Annotated in this window: 24 protein-coding genes; 14 read left to right on the plus strand and 10 right to left on the minus strand. The window is 32.9% G+C overall.

The genetic code is table 11. From position 1 onward, the window contains the following. Positions 1 to 4 precede the first annotated feature (4 nt). Positions 5 to 628: a hypothetical protein gene (locus FT986_RS08440; protein WP_187248594.1), complete on the minus strand. Its 624-nt coding sequence runs from the start codon at positions 626 to 628 to the stop codon at positions 5 to 7. Positions 629 to 792: 164 nt separating this feature from the next. Between FT986_RS08440 and FT986_RS08445 the strand changes: the two genes are divergently transcribed. After that, the gene (locus tag FT986_RS08445; RefSeq protein ID WP_147864701.1) at positions 793 to 1,401 is read left to right on the plus strand and encodes a DUF937 domain-containing protein; all 609 of its coding nucleotides are present in this window, start codon (positions 793 to 795) and stop codon (positions 1,399 to 1,401) included. 65 nt (positions 1,402 to 1,466) lie between these two features. On the opposite strand, the gene FT986_RS08450 is transcribed toward FT986_RS08445, so the two are convergent. Next, on the minus strand, positions 1,467 to 2,954 hold the full coding sequence (locus FT986_RS08450) for a hypothetical protein (protein ID WP_147864702.1): 1,488 nt from the start codon (positions 2,952 to 2,954) through the stop codon (positions 1,467 to 1,469). A 163-nt stretch (positions 2,955 to 3,117) separates the two neighbouring features. Between FT986_RS08450 and yiaA (FT986_RS08455) the strand changes: the two genes are divergently transcribed. Further along, complete coding sequence (gene yiaA, locus FT986_RS08455) at positions 3,118 to 3,576, plus strand: inner membrane protein YiaA (protein ID WP_370451164.1); 459 nt, start codon at positions 3,118 to 3,120, stop codon at positions 3,574 to 3,576. A gap of 122 nt (positions 3,577 to 3,698) precedes the next feature. On the opposite strand, the gene yiaA (FT986_RS08460) is transcribed toward yiaA (FT986_RS08455), so the two are convergent. Then, entirely contained in the window at positions 3,699 to 4,157 is a 459-nt protein-coding gene (gene yiaA / locus FT986_RS08460) for an inner membrane protein YiaA (protein WP_370451164.1), read from the minus strand. Between the two features lie 163 nt (positions 4,158 to 4,320). Between yiaA (FT986_RS08460) and FT986_RS08465 the strand changes: the two genes are divergently transcribed. Then, positions 4,321 to 5,808 (plus strand): hypothetical protein, encoded by a 1,488-nt coding sequence (locus tag FT986_RS08465; RefSeq protein ID WP_147864702.1) that lies wholly within the window; start codon positions 4,321 to 4,323, stop codon positions 5,806 to 5,808. A 65-nt stretch (positions 5,809 to 5,873) separates the two neighbouring features. Here FT986_RS08465 and FT986_RS08470 read toward each other — a convergent pair whose 3' ends face one another. Further along, on the minus strand, positions 5,874 to 6,482 hold the full coding sequence (locus tag FT986_RS08470) for a DUF937 domain-containing protein (RefSeq protein ID WP_147864701.1): 609 nt from the start codon (positions 6,480 to 6,482) through the stop codon (positions 5,874 to 5,876). Positions 6,483 to 6,646: 164 nt separating this feature from the next. Between FT986_RS08470 and FT986_RS08475 the strand changes: the two genes are divergently transcribed. Next, positions 6,647 to 7,270 carry a hypothetical protein gene (locus tag FT986_RS08475; RefSeq protein ID WP_187248594.1) on the plus strand — a complete coding sequence of 208 codons (624 nt, stop codon included), beginning with the start codon at positions 6,647 to 6,649 and terminating at the stop codon, positions 7,268 to 7,270. 26 nt (positions 7,271 to 7,296) lie between these two features. Beyond that, the gene (locus FT986_RS08480) at positions 7,297 to 9,777 is read left to right on the plus strand and encodes a zinc-dependent metalloprotease (RefSeq protein ID WP_147864700.1); all 2,481 of its coding nucleotides are present in this window, start codon (positions 7,297 to 7,299) and stop codon (positions 9,775 to 9,777) included. 37 nt (positions 9,778 to 9,814) lie between these two features. Here FT986_RS08480 and FT986_RS08485 read toward each other — a convergent pair whose 3' ends face one another. Together FT986_RS08485 and xrtF are read right to left on the minus strand one after the other, a co-directional pair. Then, on the minus strand, positions 9,815 to 10,252 hold the full coding sequence (locus FT986_RS08485) for an exosortase F system-associated protein (protein ID WP_147864699.1): 438 nt from the start codon (positions 10,250 to 10,252) through the stop codon (positions 9,815 to 9,817). Next, a complete protein-coding gene (xrtF, locus tag FT986_RS08490) occupies positions 10,249 to 10,800 on the minus strand; it encodes an exosortase family protein XrtF (protein ID WP_147864698.1) in 552 nt (183 codons plus the stop codon). The genes FT986_RS08485 and xrtF overlap by 4 nt, the downstream gene beginning before the upstream one ends. A gap of 83 nt (positions 10,801 to 10,883) precedes the next feature. On the opposite strand from xrtF, the gene FT986_RS08495 reads away from it, so the two are divergent. Next, positions 10,884 to 11,342, plus strand: coding sequence for a GAF domain-containing protein (locus FT986_RS08495; RefSeq protein WP_147864697.1), 459 nt, complete (start codon positions 10,884 to 10,886; stop codon positions 11,340 to 11,342). 99 nt (positions 11,343 to 11,441) lie between these two features. On the opposite strand, the gene hemW is transcribed toward FT986_RS08495, so the two are convergent. After that, positions 11,442 to 12,566, minus strand: coding sequence for a radical SAM family heme chaperone HemW (hemW, locus tag FT986_RS08500; RefSeq protein ID WP_147864696.1), 1,125 nt, complete (start codon positions 12,564 to 12,566; stop codon positions 11,442 to 11,444). After that, positions 12,566 to 13,801, minus strand: a complete 1,236-nt coding sequence (locus FT986_RS08505) for a glycosyltransferase family 4 protein (RefSeq protein WP_147864695.1) — start codon at positions 13,799 to 13,801, stop codon at positions 12,566 to 12,568. The genes hemW and FT986_RS08505 overlap by 1 nt, the downstream gene beginning before the upstream one ends. 80 nt (positions 13,802 to 13,881) lie before the next feature. On the opposite strand from FT986_RS08505, the gene FT986_RS08510 reads away from it, so the two are divergent. Next, a complete protein-coding gene (locus FT986_RS08510) occupies positions 13,882 to 14,442 on the plus strand; it encodes a sigma-70 family RNA polymerase sigma factor (protein WP_147864694.1) in 561 nt (186 codons plus the stop codon). A gap of 1 nt (position 14,443) precedes the next feature. After that, entirely contained in the window at positions 14,444 to 14,719 is a 276-nt protein-coding gene (locus FT986_RS08515; protein WP_147864693.1) for a hypothetical protein, read from the plus strand. An 8-nt stretch (positions 14,720 to 14,727) separates the two neighbouring features. Here the strand turns inward: FT986_RS08515 and FT986_RS08520 are convergent, their stop codons facing one another. Then, complete coding sequence (locus FT986_RS08520) at positions 14,728 to 15,555, minus strand: hypothetical protein (RefSeq protein WP_147864692.1); 828 nt, start codon at positions 15,553 to 15,555, stop codon at positions 14,728 to 14,730. A 136-nt stretch (positions 15,556 to 15,691) separates the two neighbouring features. On the opposite strand from FT986_RS08520, the gene gcvP reads away from it, so the two are divergent. From gcvP to FT986_RS08540, 4 genes are all read left to right on the plus strand, one after another. Next, the gene (gcvP, locus tag FT986_RS08525; protein ID WP_147864691.1) at positions 15,692 to 18,535 is read left to right on the plus strand and encodes an aminomethyl-transferring glycine dehydrogenase; all 2,844 of its coding nucleotides are present in this window, start codon (positions 15,692 to 15,694) and stop codon (positions 18,533 to 18,535) included. 292 nt (positions 18,536 to 18,827) lie between these two features. Beyond that, positions 18,828 to 19,889 carry a 3-oxoacyl-ACP synthase III family protein gene (locus tag FT986_RS08530; protein WP_147864690.1) on the plus strand — a complete coding sequence of 354 codons (1,062 nt, stop codon included), beginning with the start codon at positions 18,828 to 18,830 and terminating at the stop codon, positions 19,887 to 19,889. A 10-nt stretch (positions 19,890 to 19,899) separates the two neighbouring features. Then, the gene (locus FT986_RS08535) at positions 19,900 to 20,424 is read left to right on the plus strand and encodes a methyltransferase (RefSeq protein WP_147864689.1); all 525 of its coding nucleotides are present in this window, start codon (positions 19,900 to 19,902) and stop codon (positions 20,422 to 20,424) included. After that, positions 20,425 to 21,273, plus strand: a complete 849-nt coding sequence (locus tag FT986_RS08540) for a glycosyltransferase family A protein (protein ID WP_147864688.1) — start codon at positions 20,425 to 20,427, stop codon at positions 21,271 to 21,273. Between the two features lie 10 nt (positions 21,274 to 21,283). On the opposite strand, the gene pafA is transcribed toward FT986_RS08540, so the two are convergent. Further along, positions 21,284 to 22,972, minus strand: a complete 1,689-nt coding sequence (pafA, locus tag FT986_RS08545) for an alkaline phosphatase PafA (RefSeq protein ID WP_147864687.1) — start codon at positions 22,970 to 22,972, stop codon at positions 21,284 to 21,286. Between the two features lie 114 nt (positions 22,973 to 23,086). On the opposite strand from pafA, the gene FT986_RS08550 reads away from it, so the two are divergent. Both FT986_RS08550 and FT986_RS08555 read left to right on the plus strand, forming a co-directional pair. Further along, positions 23,087 to 23,824 carry an ABC transporter permease gene (locus FT986_RS08550; protein ID WP_147864686.1) on the plus strand — a complete coding sequence of 246 codons (738 nt, stop codon included), beginning with the start codon at positions 23,087 to 23,089 and terminating at the stop codon, positions 23,822 to 23,824. Then, complete coding sequence (locus tag FT986_RS08555; protein ID WP_147864685.1) at positions 23,824 to 24,588, plus strand: ABC transporter ATP-binding protein; 765 nt, start codon at positions 23,824 to 23,826, stop codon at positions 24,586 to 24,588. Before FT986_RS08550 ends, FT986_RS08555 begins: the two co-directional genes overlap by 1 nt. Positions 24,589 to 24,590: the final 2 nt, after the last annotated feature.

A 24,590-nucleotide genomic window follows, 5' to 3' on the forward strand; every position in this document is an offset into this window, starting at 1 on the left:
GTACTTACTTGTTTGACCGAAAAAAATAATAATGGTTTAACTCTTTGTTAAGAATTATATTTTCCTCTAGATTAACTTTTAGATGATTAATACTTTGTTGTTGTTTTATTTTACGGAAATCAAATTTTGATACATACTTTTTTTCCATAAATGTTCTCGACCAAAAACTACGCTTTATTATAAAAAAAGGGTCTTTAATCATAAACAACGGAATAAAGTAATACCACTTAATCCCTTGTCGTTTATAAAATGACACCGCTTTTTCTTTTAGTCCTAATTCTTTAGAGGCGGTAATGATAGCACTTCTTTGACATTTTGATCCTTTGTAATGATTCGCTGTTTTAGTATTAAATCCGTAAATGTAAAATAGATCTTTTACTCGTTTATAATTTTGGTAACGTGACCAACCATCCATAAGAACCAAGAAAATATGTACAAAAGAAAATAGAAAGCTTACTAGCCACAATACAGAGAATAAAACGGAGGTATTTTGTAAAGCTTTATATAAAAAGTACCCATATATATAAGATTCTAAAACAAATAAGAATAAAGAAAAATAAAGAAGTTTCCCTACCTCTAAATAAGATATTAACCAATGTCGTTGTTTAGGAAGTTCTTGAGGGAACATATAGTTAGCTTGCTTGATAAAAACACAGATAAGTTATGCATCTAATTTACTATAAAAAAACTTAGTGTTTCTATTTTCTTTAGTCTGTAAAGCCATGAAAAATAAAAATACGTAATCTCATATAAATTAATTAACTTGTTATCGCAACTTAAACAAAATATATAATGGCATCAATTTTAGATTTATTAAAAACAGAAGCAGGTCAAAATTTAATCAATGGAGCAAGCAAAGAAGCAGGCGTTTCTAAAGAAAAAACAGGTTCGGTTCTTTCTATGGCTTTGCCCGCCATATTAGGCGCTATGAAATCTAACGCTAATACCAAAGAAGGAGAAGAGAATCTTAATAAAGCATTAGAGTCTGAAGAACATGATGGTTCTATTTTAAATAACCTTAGCGGAATGTTAGGTGGAGATAACAGCGGTTTATTAAGTAAAGGAGCTGGAATTTTAGGAAATGTTCTGAGCGGTGGAAAAGAATCTGCCTTAACAGCAAACATTAGTAAAATGACAGGAGTAGATGCTTCATCAGTTGGGAAAATCATTAAAATGGCGATGCCTTTGGTTATGGGCTTTCTAGGAAAACAAAAACAAAATAGTGGTGGTGGTTTGACATCTTTATTAGGTTCTGCGATGGGAACAAGTGGAGATAAAGATGCGTCTATGTTAGAAACTTTATTAGATGCAGATGGTGATGGTAGTATGCTGGATGATGTTGCCGGAAAATTTTTAGGAGGCAATAAAAAAGGTGGCGGTGGTCTTGGAGGACTTTTCTAAATAATTTTATCAATATAAAAAATAAGCCTTTTTAAGAATTTAATTTTTTAAAAAGGCTTTTCTTATTAATACTTCAATTTATCTATTTGGTTAGGATGAGATGAAGAGTCTAAAATATTTAAAAGTACCCCATAGACATCTTCTTTTTCTATTTTCGATTTTATCCAAGCATAAAACCCTAACATTAAAATATCGGCAGGTTTTTTTGAAGCATCTAAAAAACTATTTTCTAATTGACGTTTTAATTTTGAAGATCTGTCTTGCTCGGGATTATCGTAATAAGCTTTTATTAATTGTGTAAATTGAAGAATTCGATCTTCACCTAAAGTTTTAAGTCGGTTGCCAAAGCGTTTATAGAAAGAATGAAAGTGTTGATATACTAAATCTACTTTATCCAACTCTATAAGAATAATAATTTGAATCACATTCTTTTTAATTACCCACAATAAATCTACTTTTTTCTCGTACCAGTGATCGCTATGCTGAAATTCTTTTAATAAATGATAAGCTTTTTGATGCTTTTGTTGAAGAATAAAACAAACCGCTAAGGTGAGGTTGAGGTTAGGACTTTTAAGATTAGAATCTTCTAAAGTTATTATAGCGTTTTCAAGTTGATTGGTGTAAATAAGGTCGAGTGCTTTAAGTAAAATTAAATCTTCCTGAAAAATATCACCAAATTTATTGTCTTGAGATTTCTCTTTTAATTCTGCTATAAGTAGAAGTGATTTTTTAAAATTCTTAGTTCTAAAATAAATATTAGCCATCAAGCTTAGCATGTGTAGATAATAATATTCATGTTTTTCTATAAGGTGAGACTTCTTTTTTACGATGCTAAAGAGTGTAGTAGAATACTCTAAAATATCAAAATAATCACTTTGTTGTTTTGCTGCTGCGGATAAAATACTGAGTAGCTGGAATAAAGATTTATAAGTAAGGGTCTCTTCTGCTTTAATATGAAATTTTGAAAACACATTTTCAACTAGCTTTTTCGAGTTCTGAAGCGGATTCTTTTTAAGTCCTGTTTCTATTTCGGCATAAGCCATGTTGAGCTGAAACTCGTTATTAAAAGACGCTAAGTTTTTGTTGGCTTCATTAAAAAGATCAGATAAAGACTTGCTTTTTTGGTGTTTCGCGTATTGTATTTTGGTATGATAAACTTCATTAAGAATACTATATAACTCAAATTCTTTAGCCAAATCTTCTGAACGTTGTAGCGTTTTTACTGCTAAAGGAAAAACTTGCTTTTCAAAAAATATACGACTGGCTAATAATAATTTTAAACATGTGATTTCTTCAGATGTTTCTCCCGAAAAACTTTGCGCAGCAACAACTTCAACGATATTTTCCTGAAGTCGGTTACAGAGCGCATAAAATGCATTTTTGGATGGTTTACCGTAAATTCTTTCATCTAAACGATCTGTTTTTCCTTTACGGATATAATTAAACAATAAAATGTTCTTAGCATCACCGCGTTGATTATTGTCTTTTAAAAATTTAAGAACTTTTTGTTGCTCTTCAGCGCTTAAGGACTCTATTAAATTAATTAACAGCATAATTTAATCGTAAGTTAAATGTGCTAATATACTAGTAAAATTGGCATATGTTTAAATTTTAATACTCAATTAATCGTAAGAATATCTAAAATTTAGATTAGCTGTAGGTTGAAGCTTCTCGCATCTTTGTAAGTACAAACATCAAAAACAATAAATTATGGAAATGCAAACAGATTTTAAAAATGAACAAGTAGAATTAAAGAAAACTAAAAGAAATCCGTTTAACGGAAAACCTACAGGAGCATTTGTATCTGCTTCTTGGTCGGCTTTATTTATAGGAATGATATCCTTTTGTATTGGATTATGGAATGCAGAGATGCTACTTAATGAAAAAGGCTATTATTTTACCATCCTTTTATTCGGACTTTTTTCTGTGATTTCGGTACAAAAAAGTGTGAGAGATAAACAAGAGTACATTCCTGTAACCGATGTATATTACGGTATTAGTTGGGTAACAACCATTGCTTCTATTTTGTTATTAATTGTAGGACTTTGGAACGCCGATTTAGAACTAAGCGAAAAAGGGTTCTACGGCATGTCGTTTACCTTAGCTTTATTTAGTGCTATTGCGGTACAGAAAAACACAAGAGATATAAAATGGATTGATAGAGAAGATAAATAAAACACCAAAACAGAACTTTCAATAAGTTCTGTTTTGATGTTTATAAAACGACTCTAAATAATTATTTAGAGTCGTTTTATAAACATCAAAACAGAACTTATTGAAAGTTCTGTTTTGGTGTTTTATTTATCTTCTCTATCAATCCATTTTATATCTCTTGTGTTTTTCTGTACCGCAATAGCACTAAATAAAGCTAAGGTAAACGACATGCCGTAGAACCCTTTTTCGCTTAGTTCTAAATCGGCGTTCCAAAGTCCTACAATTAATAACAAAATAGAAGCAATGGTTGTTACCCAACTAATACCGTAATATACATCGGTTACAGGAATGTACTCTTGTTTATCTCTCACACTTTTTTGTACCGAAATCACAGAAAAAAGTCCGAATAAAAGGATGGTAAAATAATAGCCTTTTTCATTAAGTAGCATCTCTGCATTCCATAATCCAATACAAAAGGATATCATTCCTATAAATAAAGCCGACCAAGAAGCAGATACAAATGCTCCTGTAGGTTTTCCGTTAAACGGATTTCTTTTAGTTTTCTTTAATTCTACTTGTTCATTTTTAAAATCTGTTTGCATTTCCATAATTTATTGTTTTTGATGTTTGTACTTACAAAGATGCGAGAAGCTTCAACCTACAGCTAATCTAAATTTTAGATATTCTTACGATTAATTGAGTATTAAAATTTAAACATATGCCAATTTTACTAGTATATTAGCACATTTAACTTACGATTAAATTATGCTGTTAATTAATTTAATAGAGTCCTTAAGCGCTGAAGAGCAACAAAAAGTTCTTAAATTTTTAAAAGACAATAATCAACGCGGTGATGCTAAGAACATTTTATTGTTTAATTATATCCGTAAAGGAAAAACAGATCGTTTAGATGAAAGAATTTACGGTAAACCATCCAAAAATGCATTTTATGCGCTCTGTAACCGACTTCAGGAAAATATCGTTGAAGTTGTTGCTGCGCAAAGTTTTTCGGGAGAAACATCTGAAGAAATCACATGTTTAAAATTATTATTAGCCAGTCGTATATTTTTTGAAAAGCAAGTTTTTCCTTTAGCAGTAAAAACGCTACAACGTTCAGAAGATTTGGCTAAAGAATTTGAGTTATATAGTATTCTTAATGAAGTTTATCATACCAAAATACAATACGCGAAACACCAAAAAAGCAAGTCTTTATCTGATCTTTTTAATGAAGCCAACAAAAACTTAGCGTCTTTTAATAACGAGTTTCAGCTCAACATGGCTTATGCCGAAATAGAAACAGGACTTAAAAAGAATCCGCTTCAGAACTCGAAAAAGCTAGTTGAAAATGTGTTTTCAAAATTTCATATTAAAGCAGAAGAGACCCTTACTTATAAATCTTTATTCCAGCTACTCAGTATTTTATCCGCAGCAGCAAAACAACAAAGTGATTATTTTGATATTTTAGAGTATTCTACTACACTCTTTAGCATCGTAAAAAAGAAGTCTCACCTTATAGAAAAACATGAATATTATTATCTACACATGCTAAGCTTGATGGCTAATATTTATTTTAGAACTAAGAATTTTAAAAAATCACTTCTACTTATAGCAGAATTAAAAGAGAAATCTCAAGACAATAAATTTGGTGATATTTTTCAGGAAGATTTAATTTTACTTAAAGCACTCGACCTTATTTACACCAATCAACTTGAAAACGCTATAATAACTTTAGAAGATTCTAATCTTAAAAGTCCTAACCTCAACCTCACCTTAGCGGTTTGTTTTATTCTTCAACAAAAGCATCAAAAAGCTTATCATTTATTAAAAGAATTTCAGCATAGCGATCACTGGTACGAGAAAAAAGTAGATTTATTGTGGGTAATTAAAAAGAATGTGATTCAAATTATTATTCTTATAGAGTTGGATAAAGTAGATTTAGTATATCAACACTTTCATTCTTTCTATAAACGCTTTGGCAACCGACTTAAAACTTTAGGTGAAGATCGAATTCTTCAATTTACACAATTAATAAAAGCTTATTACGATAATCCCGAGCAAGACAGATCTTCAAAATTAAAACGTCAATTAGAAAATAGTTTTTTAGATGCTTCAAAAAAACCTGCCGATATTTTAATGTTAGGGTTTTATGCTTGGATAAAATCGAAAATAGAAAAAGAAGATGTCTATGGGGTACTTTTAAATATTTTAGACTCTTCATCTCATCCTAACCAAATAGATAAATTGAAGTATTAATAAGAAAAGCCTTTTTAAAAAATTAAATTCTTAAAAAGGCTTATTTTTTATATTGATAAAATTATTTAGAAAAGTCCTCCAAGACCACCGCCACCTTTTTTATTGCCTCCTAAAAATTTTCCGGCAACATCATCCAGCATACTACCATCACCATCTGCATCTAATAAAGTTTCTAACATAGACGCATCTTTATCTCCACTTGTTCCCATCGCAGAACCTAATAAAGATGTCAAACCACCACCACTATTTTGTTTTTGTTTTCCTAGAAAGCCCATAACCAAAGGCATCGCCATTTTAATGATTTTCCCAACTGATGAAGCATCTACTCCTGTCATTTTACTAATGTTTGCTGTTAAGGCAGATTCTTTTCCACCGCTCAGAACATTTCCTAAAATTCCAGCTCCTTTACTTAATAAACCGCTGTTATCTCCACCTAACATTCCGCTAAGGTTATTTAAAATAGAACCATCATGTTCTTCAGACTCTAATGCTTTATTAAGATTCTCTTCTCCTTCTTTGGTATTAGCGTTAGATTTCATAGCGCCTAATATGGCGGGCAAAGCCATAGAAAGAACCGAACCTGTTTTTTCTTTAGAAACGCCTGCTTCTTTGCTTGCTCCATTGATTAAATTTTGACCTGCTTCTGTTTTTAATAAATCTAAAATTGATGCCATTATATATTTTGTTTAAGTTGCGATAACAAGTTAATTAATTTATATGAGATTACGTATTTTTATTTTTCATGGCTTTACAGACTAAAGAAAATAGAAACACTAAGTTTTTTTATAGTAAATTAGATGCATAACTTATCTGTGTTTTTATCAAGCAAGCTAACTATATGTTCCCTCAAGAACTTCCTAAACAACGACATTGGTTAATATCTTATTTAGAGGTAGGGAAACTTCTTTATTTTTCTTTATTCTTATTTGTTTTAGAATCTTATATATATGGGTACTTTTTATATAAAGCTTTACAAAATACCTCCGTTTTATTCTCTGTATTGTGGCTAGTAAGCTTTCTATTTTCTTTTGTACATATTTTCTTGGTTCTTATGGATGGTTGGTCACGTTACCAAAATTATAAACGAGTAAAAGATCTATTTTACATTTACGGATTTAATACTAAAACAGCGAATCATTACAAAGGATCAAAATGTCAAAGAAGTGCTATCATTACCGCCTCTAAAGAATTAGGACTAAAAGAAAAAGCGGTGTCATTTTATAAACGACAAGGGATTAAGTGGTATTACTTTATTCCGTTGTTTATGATTAAAGACCCTTTTTTTATAATAAAGCGTAGTTTTTGGTCGAGAACATTTATGGAAAAAAAGTATGTATCAAAATTTGATTTCCGTAAAATAAAACAACAACAAAGTATTAATCATCTAAAAGTTAATCTAGAGGAAAATATAATTCTTAACAAAGAGTTAAACCATTATTATTTTTTTCGGTCAAACAAGTAAGTACCACTTAAATCAACTATATATTCATGAATAAATCATTATTATTTAAAACTTGTCTTATCGGAATAAGCCTTTCGTTAAGCAGTTGTGCTATTTTTCAAAAAAAACAAGCTCCGCAAGCTAAAGCCGAAACCTCTAAGAAAGGAGACATTAAAGATTACAAAAAGGTAATTACCAAAGATGCAAAATCTGACAAAGGATTATTTACCGTGCATCAACTAGACAAAAAGTATTTTTACGAAATTCCAGATACACTTTTTAACCGTGAAATGTTAATGGTGACAAGAATTGCTAAAACTGCAAACGGACTGGGGTTTGGGGGAGGAAAACAAAACACTCAAGTACTTCGCTGGCAAAAAAAAGGCGATGATGTTTTACTTAGAGTAGTTTCTCACGAAGTGGTAGCTGCAGATTCTCTTCCTGTTCATGAAGCGGTGGTCAACTCTAATTTTGAGCCTATTTTATATTCTTTTCCTATTAAAGCATTCCATAAAGACTCTATCAATAATAATACGGTAATTGAAGTAACCGATTTATATAAGAAAGATATTGCTGCACTTGGTTTTCCACAATCAAGAAGAAAAAACTATAAAATATCTCGTTTAGATGACGATAGATCATACATTGATACAATTAGAAGTTTCCCTAAAAACATTGAGGTAAGACACGTAAAAACTTACAACGCTTCGCAACCACCATCAAATAGTGCTACGGGTTCTATTTCTTTAGAATTTAGCAACTCTATGATATTGCTACCAAAAACTCCAATGAAAAGGCGTTATTTCGATGAGCGTGTGGGCTGGTTTGCAAGAAGTCAAACCGATTATGGTTTAAGCGCACAAAAAAGTAAAGAGGTTACCTATTTAGACCGTTGGAAATTAGAAGTAAAAGAAGAAGACAAGCAAAAGTTTTTAAATGGTGAATTAGTAGAGCCAAAAAAACAAATTGTCTATTATATAGATAGAGCGACTCCAAAGCAATGGGTTCCTTACATTAAACAAGGGATTGAAGATTGGCAAGTTGCCTTTGAAGCTGCAGGTTTTAAAAATGCGATTATTGCTAAAGAAGCTCCAAGCAAAGAAGAAGATCCAGATTGGAGTCCAGAAGATGTTAGATATTCTGTAGTTAGGTATTTAGCTTCTCCTATTCCTAATGCAAATGGACCCCACGTTAGTGATCCACGTTCGGGAGAAATTTTAGAATCAGATATTAACTGGTATCACAATGTAATGACTTTATTGAGAAACTGGTTTTTTGTACAAACCGCAGCCATCAATGAGGACGCTCGTGATGTAGAATTTAAAGATGAGGTGATGGGAAGACTTATCCGCTTTGTTTCTTCACATGAAGTAGGTCACACTTTAGGTTTACCACACAATATGGGAAGTAGTGTTGCCTATAAGGTAGAAGATTTACGTAACCCAGAATTCACTAAAAAATATGGAACCGCTCCATCTATTATGGATTACGCACGTTTCAATTATATCGCTCAACCAGGAGATGGTGATGTTGCTTTAATGCCAAATATTGGTATTTACGATAAGTATTCTATTAATTGGGGTTACAGACCTATTTTAGATAAATCTGCAAAAGAAGAAAAACCTATTTTAGATGAATGGATTTTAGAACATGCAGGAAACCCAATGTATCGTTTCGGGAGTCAACAAAGTGGTAGTACTATCGACCCAAGTTCTCAAACCGAAGATTTAGGAGATGATAGCATGTTAGCTAGTGAGTATGGTATTAAAAACCTTAAAAGAATAGTGCCTAATCTTATAGAATGGACAGCAGAAGACGGTAAAGACTATCAAGATTTAAACGATTTATATAAACAAATATTAAGTCAGTATAATAGATATATGGGTCATGTGACTGCTAATATTGGAGGTGTATATGAGCATTACAAAACTTACGATCAAGAAGGCGCGGTTTATACTCACGTTGACACGGAAAAACAAAAAAGAGCTATGAGCTTTTTACAAGATCAATTGTTTACCACACCAGAGTGGTTATTAGATGCATCTATATTTAATAAAATTGAATTTGACGGAAGCGTGGAGCGTTTAAGAAGCTACCAAGTAAGAACATTAAATAATATTCTAGATTTTGGAAGAATGGCAAGGTTAATTGAAAATGAAACCATCAATGAAAATGCTTATGGTTTATTAGATATGATGAGCGATTTAAGATCTGGAGTATTTAGTGAACTTTCTAGAGGAAATACAATAGATATCTATAGAAGAAACCTTCAAAGAGCCTATGTAGATAGAATGGCTTATTTAATGAAAGAAAAGCAAAAATCAATTCCTGCAAAATATAGAAATTGGATTAATCATAGTGATATTAATGTAGAGCAAAGTGATATTCGTCCTGTAGTAAGAGCAGAACTTAATAATCTGAAAAGAGAAGTACAACGTGCTATTGGTAGAACATCAGATAAAATGAGTAGATACCACTTACAAGATTTAGTAGAAAGAATAGATATTATTTTAGATCCTAGAGGATAAGATAATTCCAACTATTAATTATCATTTAAAAGCCGGCTTACAAGTCGGTTTTTTTTATGTTTTGTTGGTAATAAAATGCCGGTAATAATAAAATTAAGAAGAGAGGCTGAATTAAAAATCGACGCACATAAAATAAAAACATATAGTTTTCCGCTTTAAGCGGAGAAAGGAGATAGTAGAAAACACCTATTAAAATAATAAAACTTCCCGCATAGAACAACCCCGAAAATTTTAAAATACTCTTCTTTGAAAATGCTAGATATAATATGATTAATGATAAAAGCGTATTTATAAAGAATCTGGCAGAGGTCAAACTCATCAACTTCCATTTCTCCAATGCAGGCGGTTCTGCCTGGGTAAAGTTAGATCTAAAAAAATCTACCAAAGGATCATGAAAAAGAACTTCTTCAAATAAGCGTACGCTCACTAGGAGAATTAAACAACCTATTCCTAAAACCCATTTAATGATTTTCATGTGTTAACTTTTTTTCTCTCCGTACTCATTCGCACCCAAATCATCCAAAGCAAGAAAACGACTCCGTAGATAAATCCAGGAAAAACAATGTCATGTAAAAAAGAAGCATATTCTGGATACTCATGAATTCCTATACAAAGCAAGCCTACTCTAATGATATTTAGAGCATAAATAAGCGTGGCACCCGAAAATGCAAAAAGAAAAGTTTTTTTAAAATTAGTATGAAAAGCTATAATAAAAGCAACAAAAAGAATCATAACACTTATAGCATTACAACCTTCTACAATTCTAGCAACATAGTTGTCGTTTATAATAAACTTCATAGATAAATCATTGGGATGAGGAGCTATACGCACATCATACCCTAAACTTTCTACTACATATTTGCTCTGTTTAGTCACCAAATGGGTAATATAGTCTGGATAGTATTCTTGAGAAGAAAAATGAGTCAAGTAGTATTGATAGCCTAAGGCCAAGATCACATAAGAGCCGCCAAACAAAAGAAGAAACTTTACAACGGCCTTATTTTTTTTTATAAGTTCTATCAAGGGAATAACTTTTAATACAAATTTATAGAATTAGAAATTCACTAAGCGATATTTTATAAATACTTTTGCGTAAAAAATTGAAAATGACCTTACAAGAAATTCAAGTTAAAGCTACAGAGCTTATTCAAAACGACCAATTATCGATTGATCACCGTCTTAACGAAGTGTGCTCTCTCTTAAAAGAAAATATTTCCTACTACAACTGGGTAGGTTTTTACTTTAAAAATGGTGATAAACGTGAGCTAAAATTAAGAGCTTATGCAGGAGAACCAACCGAACATACCATTATCCCTTTTGGAAAAGGAATTTGCGGTCAGGTAGCAGAATCTAATGCCAACTTTATAGTTCCTAATGTACAAGAACAAGACAATTACATTTCATGCAATATCAATGTGAAAAGTGAAATCGTGATTCCTTTATTTGTAAATGGTGAAAATATAGGACAAATTGATATTGATTCGAATACTCCAGATCCTTTCACCAAAGAAGATGAAACTTTCTTAGAAAACATCAATAAAGAGGTTGCCAATATTTTAGGTTAATTTTTGGGCGTTCCCTACGGGTCGGGCTTTCGCTACTCGCTTTTTGTTTTTATCAAAACAAAAGAGCTTAGACAAACCGCTCAATCCCTAACGCAAAAACTACGCTATATAAAATAAGTCTGATGCTATACCATCACTTAAAAATTTTCCGTTTTGAGTGATGGTATAATTATTTTCATTCTTTTTTATAAGTCCTTTCTCTATAAAAACAGGAAGCTCTTTCTGTAAATAATTCACATATTTATTTCCAAAAAGTTCTTCTATTTCCAATAAGCTAATTCCCCACATCGTTCGTAAACGCGTCATTACATATTCATTGTACGCATCATTACTAGATAAGGTTTCTTTTTCTATAGGAAGTTGATTTTCTTCGATGGCCTGTATGTATTTAGGATTGTTAGATACATTCCAACTTCTCACCCCTTGATGATAACCGTGTGCCGACGGACCTATTCCTAAATAAGATTCTCCCATCCAATAAGCTGTATTGTTTTTTGAAAAGTAGTCAGGTTTTCCAAAATTTGAAAATTCATAGTTGATAAAACCTGCCGAACTCATTACTTCTTGTAAAATTTTAAAATGTGCAGCAGCAAGCGCATCATCTACAGGAGCTACTTTTCCTTTTTCTATCATTTTTTTGAGAGCTGTTTTAGGCTCAACCGTCAATGCATAACTAGAAATATGAGGAACCTCTAAAGATAAAGCAATATCGAGATTTTGTTGCCAACGTTCATTACTCATATCAGGTATTCCGTAAATGAGATCTATAGAAATATTATCAAAAAACTTCTTCGCTTCCCGAATAGAAGTTAACGCCTCCTCATGATTATGAGCCCGATTCATAAGTTGTAAATCTTCTTCAAAAAAAGACTGCACTCCTATACTTAACCTGTTGATTGGAGTTTGTGATAATTCCTGAATTTTCTCTAGAGATAAATCATCTGGATTTGCTTCTAAAGTTATTTCCGCGTTAAGCGAAACATCATAATTCTTATAAATCGTATCGAGTAAAACCTTAATTTGATCTTTGGTTAGCAAACTTGGCGTACCTCCACCAAAATAAATAGTCTTTACTTCCTCTTTAATTTCTTCTTTGCGGAGCAAAATTTCTTTATGAATAGCTGCTACCATTTGGGGCTGCTTATTTAACCCTGTAGAGAAATGGAAGTCACAATAATGACAAGCTTGTTTGCAAAATGGAATATGTATATAAATACCTGCCATTAGCTCTTTTTATTTTTTTCTTCTATCCATAAAGACATGTACTTTGTACTTTGTAAGGTATGATGCATTAACATAGATCCCATAAAATTTTGTTGCCTATGCTTTTCTAGACGCTCTTGCAAACGCCTAATTGTATCGAAAAAATGAGAGCTAAAATTTTCTTTTTGAAATCGGTTCTGAATCACTTTAAAACCGTTCTGCTGAGCTTTATTCCATCTTTTTTCTCGCGTATACAGCATAAATGCGGCATCGGCAATTTCTTGATCATTGTTAGAAATTTCTCCGTTCCAAGGGTAAATCCCACATATACCTTCAGCTCCTATAGTAGTAGTTACACTGGGAGTACCCGTGAGCATAGCATCGATAAACTTACCTTTAATTCCTGCTCCAAATCGTAGAGGCGCCAGTAATACCTTATATTTCTCTATAGTACTTAACGCTTCGGTGGCTCTCCCTTTTATAAAGAACTTCTCTTTTTTATTATTTAATTGTTCTACTTTTTGGGTAGCATAAGCCCCATAAATATGCAACTCTGCCTTTGGCAATTGCTTTCTAATAATAGGCCAAATGCTTTGTTTTAAATATAGCACGGCATCCCAATTAGGATCGTGTAAAAAATTTCCTATGAAAATAAAATTTTCGCGTTCTTCAAAGTTAGTTAGCTCGGTTGAGGGAGAGGTACGCTCTTGAGGTACTAAAAACGGAATATAGAGTAAAAGATCTCTATCTATTTTAAATTTTTCGGTTAACAAATCTCTTTCTGCCTCAGAAATAATTAAGGTGAGATCACAACGTAGAATACTGGCAATTTCTCTTTTGGCTTCCTTAGAAAACAAATCGGTTTTGGTTAACACCCTGTTTTTCTTTGCCGCCTCATAACGGGCTTTTCTAAAAAAATGTAAATCTTCGGTATCTAAAATACGAAAAGCATTAGGGCATTGCTCTGCTACTCGCCATCCAAACTGCTCTTCCATCATAAAGCGATCAAACATCACTATAGTAGGATCAAGCTCTTTTAACCAGCTATCAAACTCACTTTTATTGGCTTCAATCTGTACTTGTTCTATCCCCATTTCCTCTAAATTAACTGCATATTCAGAAAATCTAGCAGGACAGGCATAAGTTATTTGGTAACCTTTTTCTAAAAATAGATCTATGAGTTGCATCATTCTACTCCCTGCCGCCGAAGAAGCAGGCTCTGGCCAAATGTAACCTATGATAAGAAGTTGCTTCATTTTATGTTTTTTTTCACAGTTAACAACAAAAATATACCTTATATTATTTGTAGCTTTATCGCACTAATTAATATTCTATCATGCCACCGAGCAAAGAAAATCAAATTAATCCAGAAAAATGGGTAGATCGTTACTCTGATTTTCTTTTTAATTATACCATAACACGAGTAAACAATAGAGATATTGCTAAAGACCTTATTTCTGAAACTTTTCTTGCTGGATTAAAATCTATGAAGAATTTTAAAGGGGAAGCCACCGAACGTACTTGGTTAGTTTCCATTTTAAAACGCAAGATTATTGATTATTACCGTAAAATAAATTCTAATAAAGGAAAAGCTGAAGTTAAGATAAACTATAATAACGAAGGCGATGATGGAGATTGGTTAGAGGAAAAAGTAGCTGATCATGACGACATTACTGCTGAAGATAATTTAATGAATGATGAGCTAAAAAGCACTATATTTAATTGTCTTTCTTCCCTCCCAAAACAACAAGCAAAAGTCTTTAAAATGAAAACCATTGACAATTACGATACCGAAGTAATTTGTAATGATTTAAATATTAGTCCGTCTAATTTATGGGTAATTATACATAGAGCCAGAAAAAAAATGGCTGATTGTATGGAAGACAAATGGTTATAATATGAGTACATCAAACAATTTACGACATTCACTCTGCGAAAAATATGGAGTATTCTGTGATAAATGTCAATATAACGAAGCAAGTATTTGGGAAAAACTCAAATTAAAATTCCACTTATTTATGTGTGGAGAATGCCGAAAATATTCTCAAAAAAACACTCAGCTTAGCGAAGTAATTAAAAATGCGAAGCTTAGTAATTTAACCCCAGAAGAACAAGAGAGTTTTAAAATACTACTTCAAAAGCAAATGCAAAATTCAAGTTCTAAAAATTCATAAGTCTCCTCCTACCATTCTATATACCCTATTCCTAATTCTAATAAAAACCATATTATAGGAACTGCTTCTACATAAAAAGAAGCATAAAATTCACGCTGCTGCTTTCTTGCTAACTTTATAAAAATTGCGCTTAAAATTCCGATAAGAATTACTGGCAACATCTTTATAAATTCCAATTCACTTAAAATTCCTTGCATACCTATTACCAATGCAATTAGCAAATAACCTATCCTTTTCACTTGCTTTACCCCTACCAATTGAGGCAAAGTACCTAAACCATCATCATCAAATTTTAGATCTCTTATCTCAAAAGGAATGGTGATCGAAATCACAAATAAAAAAACTTGAAGCCATTTTACCCATACTTTATATTCTAAAAAAGCAACCTCATCTATTAGAGGCAGTAAAACACAAACTCCTGCCCAAACAAAAGCGATGATAAAAATTTTTGTCCCTTTTAAGTTTCTTAGGTTCTTCTGCTTTGGTAAAAAAGGTATAGCATACAATGTGGTACAAAAACCCAAAAAGCCAGTGAGAATTAAAAAATTAGTAGATTGAAGAGAAAAAAAGTAAAGCAAACCTAAAAACGCGAATAATGAAAAAACCTGAATCATTTTCAAATTCTTTGTAAGGCTGTAATGATGCAATTTTGCAATCCCTGCATATTTCACAAAATTATAGCCAGAAATAGTCCCTAAAAACACGAAAAGAAGAATATTAATATTAAACACTCCTAGAAAACTTAAGCTTGTTACTGCTGTTAAAGCAGTAACCGCCAAAGCTACGTGAATACTACTGTTGATGTAAAAGTTGATCGCTTTTTTAAAGAGGTTCATAATTCAAAAATAAAGCTTTAAAATGACACCTTAACTATGCCTTTTAAAGTATACTGATAAGCTACAGAATTAACATTGTTTTCTTTAGAAAAAATGTACTTTTGCAAACCACAAACACAACTATATTTTTTAATACATGAACACAGATTCTTTTGCATTAAGACATATTGGTCCCAGACCAGAAAACATAGCAGAAATGCTAAAAACTGTAGGAGTAGATTCTTTAGATCAATTGATTTACGAAACCATTCCAGACAATATAAGGTTACAAAAAGACCTAGATTTAAACGAAGCTTTAAGCGAGCAAGAATATTTGGAGCACATTACCAAACTTGCTGCTAAAAATAAAATGTTTAAAACCTATATAGGTTTAGGATACCACCAATCTATTACTCCCCCTGTAGTTCAGCGTAACGTATTAGAAAATCCAGGGTGGTATACAGCTTATACTCCTTACCAAGCAGAAATTGCTCAAGGTAGATTAGAAGCCCTTCTTAACTTTCAAACCATGGTGGCCGATCTTACCGGAATGGAGTTGGCAAACGCTTCACTTTTAGATGAAGCTACCGCTGCTGCGGAAGCCATGACTCTCTTGTTTGCGGTTAGAGATCGTGACCAAAAGAAAAGAAAAGCGGTAAAGTTTTTTGTTTCTGAAGAGATTTTACCACAAACACTTTCTTTATTACAAACCAGAGCCAATCCATTAGAGATTGAATTAGTTGTAGGAAACCACGAAGAATTTAATTTCTCTGAAGATTTCTTTGGAGCCATTCTTCAGTATCCAGGAACCAGCGGAAGGGTTTACAACTACGCTCCGTTTATCGCTCAAGCTAAAGAAGCAGGAATTAAAATTGCTGTCGCTGCAGATATTTTAAGCCTAGTAAAACTACAAGCTCCAGGTAACTTTGGTGTAGATGTAGTCGTAGGTACCACGCAACGTTTTGGTATTCCATTAGGTTATGGAGGACCACACGCAGCATATTTTGCAACCAAAGAAGAATATAAAAGAAATATCCCAGGAAGAATTATTGGGGTAACTAAAGACCTTGACGGAAATGTAGCCTTAAGAATGGCTTTACAAACACGTGAGCAACATATAAAAAGAGACAAAGCCACTTCAAATATTTGTACTGCACAAGTATTACTAGCTGTAATGGCTTCTATGTATGGTGTCTATCACGGACCAAAAGGTTTACAATATATAGCCAATAAAGTTCACCGCTCTGCAGCCGAACTTACCGATGCTCTAGAGCAATTAGGTTATTACCAAGAAAACGATTATTATTTTGACACAATTCGTATTAAAGCGAATGCTGCCAAAATAAAAGAAGTGGCCGAAGCAAGTGAAATCAATTTTTACTACCCAGAAGAAGACACGGTTTCTATTAGCTTAAACGAAGCAACTAGCTTAACCGATCTTAACAATATTATTGCTGTTTTTGCTCACGTAGCAGGAAAAGCTTCTATCAAAGTTACTTCTTTAGAGAAAGATATTATCGATAAAGAAAATGTAGCGAGAGATAGTGATTTCATGACGAATGAAGTATTTAATAAATACCATTCTGAAACTGAATTGATGCGTTACATCAAGAAATTAGAGCGTAAAGATTTATCTTTAAATCACTCTATGATTTCTTTAGGATCTTGTACAATGAAGCTAAATGCTGCAGCAGAAATGCTTCCGTTAAGCTACCCTCAATGGGGAAATATTCATCCTTTTGTACCAATTGATCAAGCACAAGGTTACCAAGAAGTATTAAAAAAATTAGAAGATCAGTTAACTGAAATTACTGGTTTTGCTGCAACCTCACTTCAGCCCAACTCCGGTGCTCAAGGAGAATTTGCAGGATTAATGGCAATTAGAGCTTACCACGAATCTCGCGGAGATCATCACAGAAATATTTGTTTAATTCCTTCTTCCGCTCACGGTACCAATCCGGCAAGTGCAGTAATGGCAGGAATGAAAGTGGTCGTAACCAAAGCAAATGAATCTGGAAGTATTGATGTAGACGATTTAAAGGAAAAAGCTTTAAAACATAAAGATAATCTTTCGGCAGTTATGATTACTTACCCATCCACACACGGGGTGTATGAATCTGCCATAAAAGAAATTACACAAATCGTTCACGATAACGGCGGACAAGTTTATATGGATGGTGCAAATATGAATGCGCAAGTGGGCTTAACCAATCCAGGAAACATTGGCGCAGATGTTTGTCACCTTAATTTACATAAAACCTTTGCTATTCCTCACGGAGGTGGAGGCCCTGGTGTTGGACCAATTTGTGTTGCAAAGCAATTAGTTCCATTTTTACCAGGAAACCCAATCATTAAAACGGGAGGAGAAAACGCTATTAATGCAATTTCTGCCGCACCATGGGGTTCTTCTTTAGTATGCCTTATTTCTTATGCCTACATTACTATGCTAGGCCCTAAAGGATTAAAATCTAGTACAGAGCATGCTATATTAAATGCGAATTACATTAAAAATCGTTTAGAAGGTCATTTCACTACGTTGTACTCTGGAGAAAGAGGAAGAGCAGCTCATGAAATGATTATCGACTGCAGACCTTTTAAAGAAAAAGGAATTGAAGTAGTAGATATTGCGAAGCGTCTTATTGACTATGGTTTCCATTCTCCTACAGTTTCTTTTCCAGTAGCAGGAACAATGATGATAGAACCAACAGAGAGTGAAAGTAAAGAAGAATTAGATCGTTTTTGCGATGCTTTAATTTCTATTAGAGAAGAGATTAAAACGGTTGAAAAAGAAGAACCTAACAATGTTCTTAAAAATGCTCCGCATACATTAAAAATGCTTACTTCTAGTGACTGGGACTTTCCTTATACTAGAGAAAAAGCAGCTTATCCTTTACCATATGTGTCAGATAATAAATTTTGGCCATCAGTAAGACGTGTAGATGATGCTTACGGAGATCGCAATCTTATGTGTACTTGCGCACCAATGGAAGAATATATGTAAACTCTTATTTATTAAAATAGAAAAGCCTGTAAATTAATTATGGGCTTTTTTATTTTTATAAGTTTTAAACATTAATTGACTCTTAAAAACTAAATATTTTACCATTTTAATAAAAAAGTAAAATATTTTAAAGCTTAAATTATCATACTTGCATTTTTGTAGATAAAAATTTATTAATTCAATATTTTGAAATTTTTTTAACAATTAAAGTCTTCTTTAAGGTTTCTTAATTTTTAATAAAATATTCTTTAGGATATAAAGAAATGACTACATTGTACCAATATTTAGATCTATGGCTGAAGTAATTATAGGGGTTGGAAGCTATATCCCTCAAACAAAAATCATCAATTCTCATTTTTTGAATCATCGTTTTTTAAATGAAGATGGTTCTGCCATTAATGATACTAACGATAATATAATTAGAAAATTTCAAGCCATCACGGGTATAGATGAACGGTTATACGCACCAGAAGGTGTTACCGCATCTAACATGGCAAGCATCGCAGCTCAAAAAGCTATAGAAGATGCTAAAATTGATCCTGAAACGCTAGATTATATCATTGTCGCCCATAATTTTGGCGACATGCAAGATAAAAATGTTCAAGGAGATACTGTTCCTAGTTTAGCGACCCGAGTGAAATATGAATTGAAAATCAAAAATCCTAATTGTGTAGGTTACGATTTACTTTTTGGTTGTCCAGGTTGGCTCGAAGGAATGATTCATGCCAGAGCATTTATAAAATCGGGAATGGCCAAACGCATTTTGGTTATTGGTACCGAAACCTTATCTAGAGTGGTAGATGATCACGACCGCGATAGTATGATTTTTAGCGATGGTGCAGGCGCTACCATTGTAGAATATAAAGATAGCGAAGATGTAGGTATTATCGCACACAAATCGGCTACGTACGCTTCCGCGGAAGCAAACTATTTAACTTTTGATGGTTCTTACAATAAAGAAAATTTGCAACCTACCAAGTATATTAAAATGAGTGGAAGGAAAATCTACAATTTTGCACTTACCAAAGTTCCAGCTGCTATGAAAGCTTGTTTAGATGAAAGTGGATATACTATTAAAGATGTAAAAAAATTGTTAATTCATCAAGCTAACGAAAAAATGGATCAGGCTATTTGCGATCGGTTTTATCAACTTTTTGATGTTCCTGCCCCTAAAAATGTCATGCCTATGAGCATTCAAAAATTAGGAAATAGCTCGGTGGCTACTTTACCAACTTTATTAGATTTGGTCACAAGAAAACAACTCAAAGATCAATCGATAGAGAAAGGAGATGTAGTACTCTTTGCCAGTGTTGGAGCAGGCATGAACATTAACGCCGCTGTTTACAAATTTTAAGCTTACACCATTGTACGAGAAAAATTTTCCGCATAAGCGATACCAAGAAACCCTAGATTTTTTAGAAAAACATATCTCGAAAGATTCTCAACTTTTAGATTTAGGAGTTGAAAACCCGTTAACGGAACGTCTTAAATCGACTGGGTATCAAGTCGAGAATACCAAAGGGGAAGATTTAGATCTTGATTTTTCATCGGTTATTCATTCTAACGCAAATGTTGTTACCGCTTTCGAAATATTTGAACATCTTATCGCTCCTTTTAACGTGTTACGAGAAATTAAAGCTGATAAACTTGTAACTAGCATTCCATTGAGTCTATGGTTTTCTCCTGCCTACAGATGTAAAACCGATAAATGGGATCGCCATTATCACGAGTTTGAAGATTGGCAATTTGATTGGTTATTAGAAAAAGCAGGGTGGAAAATAATCGACTCTAAAAAGTGGACGAACCCTGTGAATAAAATTGGCATAAGACCTTTACTTAGAAAAATAACTCCACGTTATTATATTGTCTACGCCGAAAGAGTATCATAAATGGAGATTTACATCATTATCCCCGCTCATAATGAAGCTGCGTTTATAGGCAAAACTCTGCAGTCTCTAACAAAGCAAACACTTCTTCCTAAAAAAATAATGGTGGTTAACGACCACTCTACCGATAATACCGAAAATATTTTAAAAGCTTTCGCTGAAAAATATAGTTTTATAGACTACATCAACATTTCCTCTAGCGAAGAACATTTACCTGGCAGCAAAGTAATTAATGCTTTTCATAAAGGTCTTGAGAAGTTAGATGACAATTACGATGTGCTATGTAAATTTGATGCCGATCTTATTTTCCCTAATAATTATCTAGCCCATATTTCAAAGGCTTTTCTTGAAAATCCTAAAATTGGAATGGCTGGTGGAGTCTGTTTGATTCCACACAAAAATGAATGGAAATTAGAATCCTTAACCAATAAAGATCATCTTAGAGGTGCTTTAAAAGCATATACAAAAGAGTGTTTTGACAAAATTAACGGACTTAAAAATGTGATGGGTTGGGACACCGTTGATGAACTGCTGGCAAAGTATCATGGATTTGAAATAAATGTTTCTTCAGACCTACAGGTAAAACATTTGCGTCCTACTGGAAAAACCTATCATGCCAAAGCTCGTTATAAACAAGGTGAAGCTTTTTATAAGATGCGATACGGGTTTTCAATTACTTGTATTGCCGCCCTTAAATTGGCGTTGAAAAAGCAACAACCTCGCTTGTTTATTGACTACATCAAGGGGTTTCTTATCTCAAAAAAAAATAACCTTCCTTTTATGGTCTCTCCCGAAGAAGGGAAATGGATAAGAGCTTACCGCTGGAAAAAGATGAAGCAGAAGCTCTTTTAATTTCCGTTTATTATTTCTTTTCTAAAACTTCTTGAATTACCTCTCCCGTTACGGCATTAGGAAATGCGATTCCTAATAAAGCTGAAATGGTTGGCGCAATATCTGTTATTTCTGTTTTTGCATAGGTTTGTCCTTTTTGTATTCCCATACCATAAAAAATTAAGGGCACGTGGGTATCATAGGTCATAGAACTACCGTGAGTACTTCCCACTTCTGAATAGGATATAAAAGCTGGATCATACAAGAAAATTACATCTCCGCTTCTTTGTTGATGAAATCCATTTTCTACAAAGTGTTTTAACTTGTTGTTGCTATTCATAGCTTCCACTTCTCCGCGGGTATATACCTTATAAAGATGAGGCTGACCAATTAAAAAGTCTTTTAGATGATTAGCTAAATCTGTAGCTTTAATGTTTTTCTCTTTCTGTACCTCTTTATCGAAAAAGATCTGATTATTAGAAACATTTTTAATGAGATCTAAAATACCGTATTCTTCTCCTAAAAATTGATTCACTTTTTCTTTCAACGCTTTACTATTCATATAACCCGCAGGAATCTTTTTACTTTTTAAGTAATTAGGTACATGAACGGCTCCGTGATCGGCAGTTAAAAATAAAGTGTAATTACCTTTACCTACTTTTTCATCTAAATTTTTAATCAATCGTGCAATGTCTTCATCTAAACGCACATAATTATCCTGAACTTCTTTTGAATTGACGCCAAAACTATGACCTATATAATCTGGACTAGAATAACTTAGCGTTAAAAAATCGGTGAATTCATCTTGTCCTAACTGCTCTCCATCGATGGCAGCAAGAGCAAAATCGGTTGAAATATTATTTCCGTAAGGTGTTGATTTTAGAATATCGTAATCTCCATTTTCTTCGCTTAATTCTTTTAAGTCATAAGGGAATGTTGCCGTTTCTTTTCCGCGAAAGGGTTGTTCAAAATCATTTTTATCAGCTCCACTTTCTACATAGGTGGTGATATCTTTTAAAGTATTCCAAGGCTTTAAATAACTTTCTACTTTACCTGAAGCATTAAAATCTTTCACCCATTGCGGTAAATCATTTCTATAAAATGAACTGGTTATAAATGCACCTTTATCTTTTCCATAAAACCAATAGGCTGCATTTGCTGTATGACCAGCAGGTAAAATTGCTCCACGATCTTTTAAAGCTACTCCAATTGTTTTCCCTCTAAATTGGGTATGTAAACGATTTTGGTCTGATACCGTTGTAGTTTGCATTCTCCAAGGAGACATTTGCCCTGCAGTAGTTTCGGCGCCAATGGTTTCTCGTGTATCATCTTGTGCGCAATACACATATTCGTTAGAAAACTTATCATACCAACTGTTAGAAATAATACCATGATTTTTAGGTGAAGTACCCGTATAAATAGAAGCGTGACCAGGACCCGTATAAGTGGGCACGTAATTGTAATGATTATTATTACAAGTAAACCCTTCCCCAACTAATTTTTTAAAACCGTCTTCGCGGAAGTGATCCCAAAAACGGGTAAGGTAATCGTAACGCATTTGGTCTACTACTACTCCAACTACCAATTTTGGTTGTTGAGAAAGCGGATTAGTAGATGTAGAATTTATACCGACCGTAGTCGAATTATTTTGGTCTAATTTTGATGTTTTACACTGATAAAAAAGTGTAACTAAAATCAATAAGAGAGTTATTTTTTTCATGAGTTTTCTTTAAAAACACAAAAATACACATGTTAAAAGGATTTAAAATTAATTGTAAGTTAAATACTTTTGTTTTTGGGTATTCTATTTTAGATTTACAAAAAATATATTTGAATGAGGTACCTTCACGATATTGGTGAGTATTTTATAATGTTAAAAGACATCTTTAGAAGGATGACAAAACCTTCGGTGCTTAAAACATTAATCTTTAAAGAAGTTGATGATCTTATTATCAATTCTATGGGTATTGTTATATTCATATCATTCTTTATTGGTGGAGTTGTTACAATTCAAACAGCTTTAAACTTAAACAACCCTTTAATACCAAAAAGTTTAATTGGTTTTACAGCAAGACAATCTATTATTTTAGAATTTGCCCCTACTTTTATTTCTATCATTATGGCAGGAAAAGTAGGCTCTTACATTACTTCTAGTATAGGAACTATGCGTGTAACCGAACAAATTGATGCCTTAGAAGTCATGGGTATTAACTCACTAAATTATCTAGTGTTGCCCAAAATCGTAGCTATGTTATTATATCCTTTTGTTATTTCTATCGCTATGTTCGTAGGGATTGGAGGAGCATATATGGCTGGTGTAATGGGAGGATTTGTAGCGAGTGATCAATTTTTAGAAGGCTTACAAAACGATTTTATACCTTTTCATTTAGCTTATGCTTTTATAAAAAGTTTCATCTTTGCTCTTATTTTAGCGACCGTACCTTCTTATCATGGTTATTATATGAAAGGAGGAGCCTTAGAGGTAGGACAAGCTAGTACCACTTCCTTTGTGTGGACTAGCGTCATTTTGATTATCGCCAATTATGTACTCACTCAATTATTACTAAGCTAATGATAAAAGTAAAAAATTTACATAAAAGCTTTAGCGGAGAAGAAATTCTAAAAGGTATAGATACTGAATTCATTCAAGGAAAAACCAATCTTATTATTGGTCAATCTGGAGCAGGAAAAACAGTATTTTTAAAGTGCTTATTAGGACTAATACTTCCTACCGATGGTACAATTGAGTATGATGGGAAAGCGTACTCTACTTTAGATAAAGAGCAGCAAAGAGAACTTAGAAAGAAAATGGGAATGGTTTTTCAAGGTAGCGCCTTGTTTGACTCTATGAGTGTTGCCGAAAATGTGATGTTTCCCTTAAAAATGTTCACCAAACAACGTAAAGAACAAAGAATGGAACGCGTTAGAGAAGTTCTTGATCGTGTAGATCTACTTAAGGTAGATAATAAGTTCCCTTCTGAAATTAGTGGAGGAATGCAAAAAAGAGTTGCTATTGCTAGAGCCATTGTAAATAAACCTCAATATCTTTTTTGTGATGAACCTAACTCTGGTTTAGACCCTAAAACTGCAATTTTAATTGACAATCTTATTCACGAAATAACTAAAGAGAATAACATTACTACCGTGATAAACACCCATGATATGAACTCGGTGTTAGAAATTGGTGAAAATATAGTTTTCTTAAAAGATGGTAGACTAGAATGGCAGGGAGATAAAAGCATTATCTATAAAACCGATAATGAATCTCTAACTAGTTTTGTATACTCATCAGATTTGTTTCAAAAAGTTAGAAAAGCGCAATTACAAGGTCTTTAAAG

It is taken from the genome of Mesonia sp. K4-1 (assembly GCF_008017825.1).
Classification (GTDB): domain Bacteria; phylum Bacteroidota; class Bacteroidia; order Flavobacteriales; family Flavobacteriaceae; genus Mesonia.